This window comes from uncultured Sphingomonas sp. (assembly GCF_964244265.1).
Classification (GTDB): domain Bacteria; phylum Pseudomonadota; class Alphaproteobacteria; order Sphingomonadales; family Sphingomonadaceae; genus Sphingomonas.
Map to the genome: position 1 here is coordinate 94,542 of NZ_CAXTHV010000008.1, position 9,755 is coordinate 104,296.

Here is a 9,755-nt window from a genome sequence, read left to right on the forward strand (position 1 = left end):
CCTGGGGTCGCCTATTGCACGAGAATGGCGGCATGGAGCGCGCCTGCGGCCTTGATCGCCTGAAGCACGCCGATGATCGCGCGCGTATCCACCTTTGCCCGCGACAGTCCCTGGACCAGGTCGGCGACCGTCGTGTTGGTAAAGCTGACCACGGTGTCGCGCTTGCGGTCCTCGACGGTCAGCTTGGTGTTGGTCACCACCAGGCTGCCGACATTCTCCAGATCGCTGGCAAAGCCGCCGGCAAAGTTCGGTTGAGAGGCGCTACGCTCGCCGGTGATCGTCACCTTGAGATCACCCTGCGCGATGACGACGCTGGAGATGCGGACATCGCCCCCAGCGACGATGGTTCCGGTGCGCTCGTTGATGACGATGCGCGGCAATCGCGACGGTTCGACCCGCAGCGTTTCCAGTCGCGCCATGAATTCGGCAAAGCCGTCCGGCGTCCCGCGAAACGAAATTCGCACCTCGTCGGCGTTCCTTACCGATGCGGTGCCCGGACCGAACTGCCCGTTGATCGTCGCAGCGACGCGTTGCGCGCCCTCGAAGCTCGGCTCTCCCAGAACAAAGCCGACAGTGCCGTCGGTTCCGAGCAATTGGGCGTCGACCGCCGTTTCCACCGTTGCCCCTGCTTCCAGCAGGGCAGTGGTCGGATAATTGCGCTGTTCACGATTCAGGTCGCTCTTGAAATCATAGCCGCCCGCCAGCAGCGCGCCCTGCGCCAGGGCATAGACGCGCTGGTCCGGCCCCATTAGCGGGGTCATCAACAGCGTCCCGCCCGCCAGGCTGCGCGCGTCGCCGATCGACGACACGGTGACGGTCAGCCGGTCGCCGACATTGGCCGAGGCCGGCAGCGTCGCGGTGACGATCACGACCGCGACGTTGCGGCTGCTGATCTGGTCATCGCCCACCGTCGTCCCCAGCCGACCCAGGACGTTGCGCAACGCCTGCCGCGTCACCGCACTGCGCCGCGTGTCGCCGGACCCTGCCAGGCCGGTGACCAGCCCATAGCCGATCAAGGCATTGTCCCGCCAACCCTGAAACCGGCCGAGCCCGGAGAGAGGCACCGTTTCCGCCGGTGCCGGACCAGCCCCCAGCACCAGGAGCAGCGCGCCGCAGGGAAGCGCCAGCCACCGCAGGACCGAGCGCATCAACCCAGACCCAGGAAGCGAAACACGCGACTGATCAGGCCCGGCTTGGCGCTGAGGGCGACAAAGCCCTTGCCGCCATAGATGACCTTTGCCTCCGCAAGGCGATTGGACAGAACGCGATTGTCGGCCATGATGTCTTCCGGACGGACGATGCCCTCGATTCCGATCAGCGTGTTCTCGCCGTTGATCCGCATCGACTGCTGACCCGAGACCTGCAGGTCGCCATTGGCGCGGATGCCGCGTACGATCACGCTGATCTGGGCGACGAGCTTGTCGCTGCGGGTTACCGCGCCCCCTCCGGAATAACCGCCGCCGACCTGAAGCCCGCCGCTTTCGTCCAGCCGCCCCCCGGAAATCGATCCGCCGACCTGGGTATTGCGCTTGGAGTCGGTCTTCGCCGAGTTCGACGATTGGGCGTTTTCATATACCACCACCGTCAGGATATCGCCGACCACGCTGGCCTTGCGATCGGCGCTCATCGCCGACCAATTGCCGCGCCTGTAAAGGTCTTCGGCGAACGCCGAGCTCGCGCCGGCGAATAGCACCAGAACGGATGCAATGATTAGCCGGATCATTGCGGCACTCCCGCAATCGGTGCCGCGAACACTTTTCCCGAATTGTCGCGCACGAACACCTTCTCGCCGGCGCGACCGGGCTGAAGCGCGGTCACGCCGCGCTCTATCGTCACCGCCCCGGCGCGAGAGACCAATGTCATGACGTCGCCGCGCATCACCAGCGGCGCGGCCGGCGGGCGGACCGGGCCGATCGACGTGGCGGCGGCAAACGCGCGCCCGGCGACCAATGTCCCCGCCGCCCGATCCCAGGCCGTATCGACCTTGCCGCCGCCGCAGGGGCCCGGCGTCACGGCCTTGCGATCTATCGTCGCCCCCGCGACCGCTGCGGCGATCAGGACGTAGCATTTGCGGATGACGGGCCGTGCCGACACTCCGGCGCGGAACTCGATCGTGCCCGGGCCGGCGTCCGCGAGCGCGATGCCGGGCGTCGCCCGCCTAATCAGGGCGGCGATCGCTCGACGGGTCAGCGTCACGCCGCCCTGCCCCGCCGGGATGCGCCAGATCTCCACCGCCGCCAGCCGCCGCCAGTCCGACTCGGCGGGCAGGCGCACGACGTCCGCCATCCGGATCGCGCGATCCCGGACCCGTATCGGCGCGCCATCGGCGGGCGCCACGATGCCGAGCCCGATCGCCGCGATCATCGCCGCCGACGGCATCAGCGACGCAATCCGTTGGCGATCGCCATCAGCTGGTCGGCCGCCTGGACGATCTGCGCGTTGGCCGCATAGGCGCGCTGGACCAGCATCAGCGAAACCATCTCGGTGGTCATTTCGACGTTCGAGCGCTCGACGGAGCCTTGGACCAGCATACCCGCACCATCCTCACCCGCCGTGTTCGAGCGCAGCCTGGCATCGTCAGCAACGCGATAGAGCCCACCGTCCAACGCCTCGAAGCCGCCCATGTCGTCGGCGGTGACCAGATCGATCTGGCCGATTTCGACCGGGGCGGCATCGCTCGCGTTGACCGCGCTGACCTTGCCGTCGCCGGCGACCGTGATCGAGATGGTGTCGGCGGGCACCGAGATGGCGGCCTTGAGCGGCAATCCGCTGCCGGCCGCGGTCAGCATGCCTTCGTCATCGACCTTCAGCGCGCCGCCGCGCCACAGCAACGTCTGTCCCCCCGGTGCCATCAGTTCGATGAAGCCCCGCCCCCGGATCGCCAGGTCCATCGGCTTGCCGGTCGCCTGCAGCTCGCCGTCGACGTCCATCGCCGGCGTGGCGCTGGCCATCACCCCGGCGGCGGAGAACCCGCTGTCGATCGACGCGCTGGGCACGTCGGCGTCGGCGCGGGTCGCCAGCACGCTCGAAAAGCGGATGTCGGACCGCTTGAAGGCGGGCGTGTTGATGTTGGCGATGTTGTTCGAAATCACGCTGAGCGCGCGTTCCTGCGCCTGCAGCCCGACCGCGCCGACATAGAAGGCGCCGTTCATCGCCCGACCTGCCCGAACGTGCTGATCGCCTTGCCCATCAGGTCGTCATAAACCTGAACGAGCCGCGCGCCCGTCTCGGCGCCGCGCAACGCCCCCATCATCGAGATCATCTCGTCGCCGAGCAACACGTTCGACGCCTCGAGCGCCCCCTGGCGCAGCGAGGGCGCCGCGACATCCTCGACCGCATCGTCACGGATGGCGAACAGCGCGCCGTCGATCGCCTCGGCATCGCTCCCCTCGCGGGCGCGCATCACGGTGATCCGGCCGAGCGCGCGGTCGCCGTCCAGCACCGTCCCGTCACCCGCCACCTTGAACGTCGCGGTGTCGAGCACCAGGTCGCCGCCGCCCACCTGTTGCAGTGCGTAGCCCTGGGGCGTCAGCACCCGGCCATCGGCGGCAAGCGCGAAACCGCCCTGTCGCGAATAGACCAGCCGGTCGCCGGCGCGCAGCTGGAAATAGCCGTCGCCGTTGATTGCAAGGTCGAGCGGCCGGCCGGTATCCATCAGCTTGCCGGCGGCGAGATCGACGCGGACCCGGGCCAGCGCGGCATCGAACGGCGCGGTGGCCGAGGCCATGGCGTCGGCCCCCCGCAATTGCCGCTTGAAGCCCGACGTGGAGACATTGGCGACATTGATCGCAGCGACATCGATCCGCTGCGACGACGCGCGCATTATCATGGTCGCTGTATCGATCAACCCCGACATCGCACCCCCCGATTTCGATCCGTAATGGTTCTTTATGAGAGATTTAGTCAAGCCGTCTTGATTGAGATATGGGGTCTCGCGCCATCGGCCCGTCAGCCCCGTCGCGTCACAGCGACGACCGGCTTTTACCGCCAATGGCTTGAGCAGCCCGGCGGCTTGCCCTGCCTGCAACGAGACCTGAAGTTCAAGATCCCGGCGCGTCGGGGGCGGCGGGGGTCGCGATGCTAGTGGAAAATCAACGCGGACTGTTTTAGGGTAGGGCGATGAGCAGTCTGGCGATCGACACGTTGCGTTATGCCAAGCGGCTGCGCGCGGCGGGGTTTTCGGAAGAGCAGGCCGAGGTCCAGGCCGAGGCGCTGTCCGAAGCGGTGCGCGAATCGCTGGTCACCAAGCTCGACCTCAACGAAGCCGTCGACAAGCTGCGCAGCGAGATCGAGAAGTCAAACCACGACGTGCGCGGCGAGATCGCGAAGCTGCGCAGCGAGGTCGAGAAGTCGAACCATGACTTGCGCGGCGAGATCGAGAAGTCGAACCATGACTTGCGCGGCGAGATCGAGAAGTCGGCGAACGGCCTGCGCATCGAGATGCGCGATCTGCATGCCGGGCTGATCCGCTGGCTGATCCCGCTGATGCTGGGCCAGCTTGCGGCGATGGCGGCGATAGTCAAGCTGCTGTAGCGGCACGCTGTGCAGCGACCGTCCGGCGATGCGCTATCGGTCTGCCCCGTCGCGTGGTGATGGGGCGGGCGCCAAAAGTCACGAAAGTTCACGAGGTCGCGGTTGTCGTAAGCTTGCCCGGGGGAGCGCACGCAGATTCACGCGGTCAAGGCGCGGTGTTGAATATAGCCCCCGGCGTGGCCGTAGGCTGTAGGCCCGCAAAGTTAGCGAAGCTCGCGCACACCGCACTTGAAACGGCGCGTGAAGATTGAAGGAGGCAGCGGGGTCAAAGAGCGGGACGCGGGTTATCGCAGGGTTCTGGCTTGTAGGACAGCCGTGGAAGGCCCTCTCTGCGGCCACAGAGCACCCCGCGACGGGTTGAGGTGCAGCCGGCAATAATCCCGAGGCAGATCAGGGTATTGCCGGGGCCGAGCGGGGCGCGATCGGCGTTGCAACGGACTGCGCCCCCTGACGTGGTTACCGTGCAGAGACAGGCAGCGATCAGGGGTGGAGTTCGCCCACTCCGGTGAGGTGCATGACCCCCTTGCCGGGCAGTTCGACCCGTAATTCGAGCGTGCCGCCCGCTGCTTCGACGAACCGCCTGAGTGTCGAGAGATAGAGGTCGGTCTGGCGCTCGATCTTGAGGACCGAGGGTTGCTTGACCCCCAGTGCCTGGGCGATCTGTTCCTGGCTGCGGTCTGCGAGCAGGCGTAGCGCCTTCAACCCCTCCACCTCGCGGTGCAGATCGGCCGCGCGAGCCTTGATACGGTCGCGGCGTTCCCTGGGCAGGGTCGCCATGATGTCGTCGTGCGTGCGTGGCATGTCAGTCGTCCTTCAAGCTATCGAGATGTTCGGCGAACCGGGCATCGGCCCTGGCGATCAGCCTTTTGTAGAACCGCTTTTGCGCCACCCCGCTTTTGTCGCCGGCGACCAGGACGATGCCCTGGCGCAGGGGGTCGAACGCGAACGCCACCCGCCATACCCCGTCATCGGCCCGGAACCGCAGTTCCTTCATGCTGGCGTATTTCGAACCAGCCAGCGTATCGGCATGCGGCCGACCAAGCGACGGACCACTCAGCGTCAACAGTTCGACCATCGTTAACAGCCCCTCCTGCACGGACTCGTCCAGCGCCTCCATCTCGAGGAGGAAAGCATCATGATAGAACACCGTCCAAGGCATGATTGGATATAGCCTATAAGCTATGGCTTGTCCATAGGCTGCAAGCTATGTTCAGCGCCCAGGGCGCAACCGCCACCCACGTCATCGCTCACCTCGAAGCGTTCCGCGCCAACACCGTCAATGCCAGGTCCGCCTATGTCGCGATCAGCCGCGCCAGGGCGAGCGCAGCGGTCTATACCGACAGCCGCTCAGCCCTCACCGACGCGCTCGGCATCCGCGACGGCGCACAGCTCGGCGCGATCGACGGGCATGACGCCGGCCTCGGCCTCGGCTGATCCCCACGCCAGCACCCGCAGCGCATCCGCCAGCTCGCGCTCCACGTCCTCGGCCGCGATGCCAAGCCGCACCCCGATCGCCGCCCCCTCCAGACCGTTCAGGTGACGCAGCAGGAACACCGTGCGCGGCAACGCCGGCAGCCCGTCGAAGCGGGCACCGATCAGTGCCTGCGTCAGCACACCTCGGCAGCCTCACTCGATAAATTCAGGCGCGATGACATCGGCGAGCCAGACCAGATCATTCCCACGGTAGAAGGGGACGCCGGCCTTGTATGCCTCGTCCGCCCGAACATGCAAGATCACCGGCTCGGGGGTCTTGCGCTTGCCAACCTGCTCGGCAGTGATCGTGTCGATCGATAGGTGGACATACTGCCGCCCCATCGGCTTCAGCCCTTCTTCCCGTATCCGCCTTGCGGTTTCGAGGGTCGTGCCATGGAACAGCACGACAGGCGGCTGAGCAGGTTCCTTCATGAGCTTTTGGGCGGTCGAGTGGCCGTATAGCGCACGGATTTCACCAGCGCGCAGCTCGTGGCGCTTCTTCTCCGACTGCTCGATCATTCGCGACAGATCGGCCTTGCTCAAACCCGCCCAAGCAGGTTTCTCAGCGCGAAGCGCAGCAAGCAGGGCGTCCACGGACACCCACCCACCATCGTCTAGTTCCAGCTCATACAGCCACGGCTCGTGGCGAAGGGCATGTGAGACGATGCGACTCAAGGGGGTTAAGTCCACGACCCTCGTTCCTCGTCAAGCACCTTCCAAGATGCCGCGACAACTTCAATACAGCCCGACCCATCTATATATATAAGATAGTGATGAAGCTCCCACACTTCACCGCTCTTCTCTCTACTAATTAGAGTTTCGGCTAGGATTTCATTAATCCATTCCGATTCTTCAATTTCTACTAGGGTATCATATGCACCTTCTATGTGCCATTTGGTGCATGCTCCCTCTGCGCGAGTTCTTTTTGCCTTCACTTTGTTAAAGATGAGACCTGATTTTACGTTATGGCCCTCACTTTCGTATCCGTAACGTATTACGTTTCCGCACAAAATCGCGTCTGCGATAAAATCTGTAGATGGGACTGGTATCTCGTATAGTGCAGTCCGGTTGCTGTTGTTCACGCTAGTGTCCACTCCCTGGTCGAACGGTCGGGGTCCCTTGGGGACCAAGCCTGTTGCGGTTCAACTGCCCGTCTAGTCGCAATTCAAACTCCGCATTACCGGTTCTGTTGATGCCATTCCATTGCCCTCTCGGCACACCTGCTTGTTCGAGCGCCTGTGCGGACCGCGTGTTCAGGATGATGGGTTTACCCTCGCGCACTATGTAATCAAGCGGCACGTCAGAAGGCGAGATGCGGCCAGCACGAATATCACCAGCCACATCGCTTACCCTCCGGCCAGCAAATGCCCCTTCCTCGCTGAAAGTAGCCTTGAAAGACTTCTGGGCGAAATTGGCCTCGCCCAGCACTGTTCTTCCTGCGCCGACCCTTCCGATGCGGTTTAGCGTGATTTTGCCTAGGGCGGTGATGCCGAGCAGGGTGCCTGCGGCACCGATGACCAGGGCGGTATCGCGGTCTCTACGGGTACTGTCGTTTTCCAGGCCGATGGAGGTGTCGCTGACGATTGTCAGCGCGGTCTCGCTGATCCTGGTGGCCAGGCCGTTGATCGTTTCCCCGACCGAGGGGATCGTGGTCAGGCGCTCGATGGCGGTGTTGATGCCATAGGTGGCGACCACCCCGATCGGGCCGCCGCGCAGCGCAGCGAACCCGTATTGCACCACCTGCCGCTCGAACGGCGTGTAGACCGTGTCGATCTTCTCCTGGATGTCGAGTATGACGTTGGCCGCCGCAGCGCCGAACTTGCGCGTGCCCTCGACCACGATGTCCCCGGCCAAGGCTGCCGGCCCGCCTTGGCCATCGCCACCGGTGGCCATGCGGATAAGCGCCTCTGGGTCGGCGTTGGACAACCCCGCATTTCGTGCCGACCAAATCGCCTCGGCCTGCAGCCGGGTCGCCATCACCGCCGACGAATATATCGATCCTGTTCCGTTCGTCACGGCCAGGCCCCGCCGTCCGGTGACCACGATGTCGCCGCCGCCGCCGCCCAGGTCGAGTGCCGTGGCCATGGCGATGGCGGACGAGTCGATGCGGGTGAGCGGGGCATCGTCGGCGCTCCAGTCGAAGTCGGCGAGGCCGCCCGAGGCCGCCGACAGATCAGCGAACCTCCGTATGCTCCGCCCAGTCGCCCGCCAGGTCCGCTGCCTTGTATTGCTTCGTCCGCAAGAAGTGGATCATCTCCCCGAAGCTCAGCTTGAGCTGGCGCAGGTCCTCCGTGTCACCCGTCTGCAACCGCGCCCAGTTCTCCTCGATCCGCGCCAGCAGATACTCGTAGCCACGCTCGCCCAGTTTAGATCGCACGTTCGCCAACCCCTTGCGCGTCGCCGCGAACTCGCCCGCGGGGCCATCATGAGGTTCATAGATGGGGTCATAGATGCCTTTATATTCCGGAGCGTCTGTTGCCATGCCGGCGAACTGATCTGCTAATTCGCCCAGTGTCTTCGGGATGTAAAATACTCTCTGGATCCCCATCAGCGTCCCCCGCTTCTCGGAAGGGCATAAGCACCACCATTGGTCATCATTGTCGGCCTCACTATGATCACGGTCTTCACAACCGGTGACGAGTAATATCCCCGGATTTGCGCAGCGCCGCTCTGCTTGGCGCTGAGCGAGGCATCGAACACCACCCCGCCGACCCGGACATCGGGGATGCGATAGCCACCCTCGGGCTGGGTCGCCAGCCGGTTGTTCACGGTGACGTTGATGTCGAAGCCGGGGTTGATGCTATGCTGGGCATACCAGGCACGCATATCGCGTCTGGCCAGTTCGTCCATCCTGCTGCCGATCGCCTGCTCGGGCGACCAGCCGGGTGAGGGTGTCAACGTTCCGGCCTTAAATTCGTTGAGCGCCTGTTCGTAACGTTGATCGACGAACCCCTGATAGACCCGGAGCGTCTCGTTCTGGAGCGCGCCGACATCGCCTTGAACGATATACTTGGTCGCCGCCAGCTCGCCGCGATAGAAGTCGGCATTGGCCAGCTTCCAGCGCAGCGACTGGCCTTCCGCGCCCGACGCCCCCAACCGGTCCGGCCAGTTATGGTCGGGGTCGATCGACAATATCTCGCCGATGCTGTTGCGGATCGACAAATCGAGCAGGTCGCTCTGAAGCTCGACCGCCGGACCGGTGATGTCGAGCAGATTGTCGAGCACCCCGAACAGCGCCCCCGATGGCCCGGTCGGCAGCGGCTGGCTCAACTGGCGCAATATCCGCCAGTCCTCCAATGGCGGGCCGCCATTGCCGCCCATCCGCGCCCGCGGATTGGGCTCGGTCTCCTGCACCCGGAAGAACAGCCCATTGTCGATCCCCGGCCGATAGACCGCATCGCGCAACCGCGTGCCGGTCACGACGATATCGTTGCCATTGTCCCTGCCCTGAGCGCCAGCACCCGCCGAGGCGGCGCCCGCAGCATAAGCCAGGTTCGCTTCCGCCGCCGGCACCGCATTGGCGCTCGTCTCCGCCTCGGCCAAGAACGCCGCCTCGCCAGCGGACATCTTGCCCGACTTACGGCCGCTCCCCGCAACCCCATCGGCCACCAGACTCCCGATCGTCTGCCCGATCACATCCGGGAGCGCGGCGAGGACATTGTCGCCGAAGTCGGTGCCGTCGATCAGGCTGCGCGCGGCGGCGTTGGCGAGGCCGCCGGCCATGGTGGCGGCCAGTTGCCGGCCGATCC

General features: G+C 65.0%; 14 protein-coding genes. 1 reads left to right on the plus strand and 13 read right to left on the minus strand.

Annotation, left to right across the window (positions count from 1 at the left end; genetic code table 11):
* Positions 1-11: 11 nt before the first annotated feature.
* The 5 genes from flgI to ACFE7K_RS05090 are packed head-to-tail and all read right to left on the minus strand — an operon-like array spanning position 12 to position 3,856.
* On the minus strand, positions 12-1,148 hold the full coding sequence (gene flgI / locus ACFE7K_RS05070; protein WP_375397083.1) for a flagellar basal body P-ring protein FlgI: 1,137 nt from the start codon (positions 1,146-1,148) through the stop codon (positions 12-14).
* The gene (locus ACFE7K_RS05075) at positions 1,148-1,723 is read right to left on the minus strand and encodes a flagellar basal body L-ring protein FlgH (protein ID WP_375397084.1); all 576 of its coding nucleotides are present in this window, start codon (positions 1,721-1,723) and stop codon (positions 1,148-1,150) included. Before ACFE7K_RS05075 ends, flgI begins: the two co-directional genes overlap by 1 nt.
* Entirely contained in the window at positions 1,720-2,379 is a 660-nt protein-coding gene (locus ACFE7K_RS05080; RefSeq protein ID WP_375397085.1) for a flagella basal body P-ring formation protein FlgA, read from the minus strand. Before ACFE7K_RS05080 ends, ACFE7K_RS05075 begins: the two co-directional genes overlap by 4 nt.
* The gene (locus ACFE7K_RS05085; RefSeq protein ID WP_375397086.1) at positions 2,379-3,152 is read right to left on the minus strand and encodes a flagellar hook-basal body protein; all 774 of its coding nucleotides are present in this window, start codon (positions 3,150-3,152) and stop codon (positions 2,379-2,381) included. The genes ACFE7K_RS05080 and ACFE7K_RS05085 overlap by 1 nt, the downstream gene beginning before the upstream one ends.
* Entirely contained in the window at positions 3,149-3,856 is a 708-nt protein-coding gene (locus ACFE7K_RS05090; RefSeq protein ID WP_375397087.1) for a flagellar hook-basal body protein, read from the minus strand. Before ACFE7K_RS05090 ends, ACFE7K_RS05085 begins: the two co-directional genes overlap by 4 nt.
* Positions 3,857-4,119: 263 nt before the next feature.
* Between ACFE7K_RS05090 and ACFE7K_RS05095 the strand changes: the two genes are divergently transcribed.
* The gene (locus ACFE7K_RS05095; protein WP_375397088.1) at positions 4,120-4,533 is read left to right on the plus strand and encodes a hypothetical protein; all 414 of its coding nucleotides are present in this window, start codon (positions 4,120-4,122) and stop codon (positions 4,531-4,533) included.
* A 480-nt stretch (positions 4,534-5,013) separates the two neighbouring features.
* Here the strand turns inward: ACFE7K_RS05095 and ACFE7K_RS05100 are convergent, their stop codons facing one another.
* The 8 genes from ACFE7K_RS05100 to ACFE7K_RS05135 all read right to left on the minus strand — a co-directional run.
* A complete protein-coding gene (locus ACFE7K_RS05100; RefSeq protein WP_375397089.1) occupies positions 5,014-5,334 on the minus strand; it encodes an XRE family transcriptional regulator in 321 nt (106 codons plus the stop codon).
* A 1-nt stretch (position 5,335) separates the two neighbouring features.
* Complete coding sequence (locus tag ACFE7K_RS05105) at positions 5,336-5,692, minus strand: type II toxin-antitoxin system RelE/ParE family toxin (RefSeq protein WP_375397090.1); 357 nt, start codon at positions 5,690-5,692, stop codon at positions 5,336-5,338.
* A gap of 188 nt (positions 5,693-5,880) precedes the next feature.
* Complete coding sequence (locus ACFE7K_RS05110) at positions 5,881-6,147, minus strand: sigma factor-like helix-turn-helix DNA-binding protein (RefSeq protein WP_375397091.1); 267 nt, start codon at positions 6,145-6,147, stop codon at positions 5,881-5,883.
* A 12-nt stretch (positions 6,148-6,159) separates the two neighbouring features.
* Complete coding sequence (locus ACFE7K_RS05115) at positions 6,160-6,696, minus strand: RNA 2'-phosphotransferase (RefSeq protein ID WP_375397092.1); 537 nt, start codon at positions 6,694-6,696, stop codon at positions 6,160-6,162.
* On the minus strand, positions 6,687-7,088 hold the full coding sequence (locus ACFE7K_RS05120; protein ID WP_375397100.1) for a hypothetical protein: 402 nt from the start codon (positions 7,086-7,088) through the stop codon (positions 6,687-6,689). Before ACFE7K_RS05120 ends, ACFE7K_RS05115 begins: the two co-directional genes overlap by 10 nt.
* 1 nt (position 7,089) lies before the next feature.
* Positions 7,090-8,091, minus strand: a complete 1,002-nt coding sequence (locus ACFE7K_RS05125) for a hypothetical protein (RefSeq protein WP_375397093.1) — start codon at positions 8,089-8,091, stop codon at positions 7,090-7,092.
* Positions 8,092-8,179: 88 nt separating this feature from the next.
* Complete coding sequence (locus ACFE7K_RS05130) at positions 8,180-8,554, minus strand: hypothetical protein (protein WP_375397094.1); 375 nt, start codon at positions 8,552-8,554, stop codon at positions 8,180-8,182.
* The coding region (locus ACFE7K_RS05135) for a hypothetical protein (RefSeq protein ID WP_375397095.1) at positions 8,554-9,755 on the minus strand (1,202 nt) is incomplete at its 5' end. The genes ACFE7K_RS05135 and ACFE7K_RS05130, both read right to left, overlap by 1 nt.

What these genes read in the sequence shown, in the direction of transcription:
- ACFE7K_RS05095 (WP_375397088.1), top strand. Translation starts at nt 4,120, where the DNA reads ATGAGCAGTCTGGCGATCGACACGTTGCGTTATGCCAAGCGGCTGCGC.
- ACFE7K_RS05090 (WP_375397087.1), bottom strand. Translation starts at nt 3,856, where the DNA reads ATGTCGGGGTTGATCGATACAGCGACCATGATAATGCGCGCGTCGTCG.
- ACFE7K_RS05085 (WP_375397086.1), bottom strand. Translation starts at nt 3,152, where the DNA reads ATGAACGGCGCCTTCTATGTCGGCGCGGTCGGGCTGCAGGCGCAGGAA.
- ACFE7K_RS05075 (WP_375397084.1), bottom strand. Translation starts at nt 1,723, where the DNA reads ATGATCCGGCTAATCATTGCATCCGTTCTGGTGCTATTCGCCGGCGCG.
- ACFE7K_RS05100 (WP_375397089.1), bottom strand. Translation starts at nt 5,334, where the DNA reads ATGCCACGCACGCACGACGACATCATGGCGACCCTGCCCAGGGAACGC.
- ACFE7K_RS05130 (WP_375397094.1), bottom strand. Translation starts at nt 8,554, where the DNA reads ATGGGGATCCAGAGAGTATTTTACATCCCGAAGACACTGGGCGAATTA.
- flgI (WP_375397083.1), bottom strand. Translation starts at nt 1,148, where the DNA reads ATGCGCTCGGTCCTGCGGTGGCTGGCGCTTCCCTGCGGCGCGCTGCTC.
- ACFE7K_RS05125 (WP_375397093.1), bottom strand. Translation starts at nt 8,091, where the DNA reads ATGGCCACGGCACTCGACCTGGGCGGCGGCGGCGGCGACATCGTGGTC.
- ACFE7K_RS05080 (WP_375397085.1), bottom strand. Translation starts at nt 2,379, where the DNA reads ATGCCGTCGGCGGCGATGATCGCGGCGATCGGGCTCGGCATCGTGGCG.
- ACFE7K_RS05105 (WP_375397090.1), bottom strand. Translation starts at nt 5,692, where the DNA reads ATGCCTTGGACGGTGTTCTATCATGATGCTTTCCTCCTCGAGATGGAG.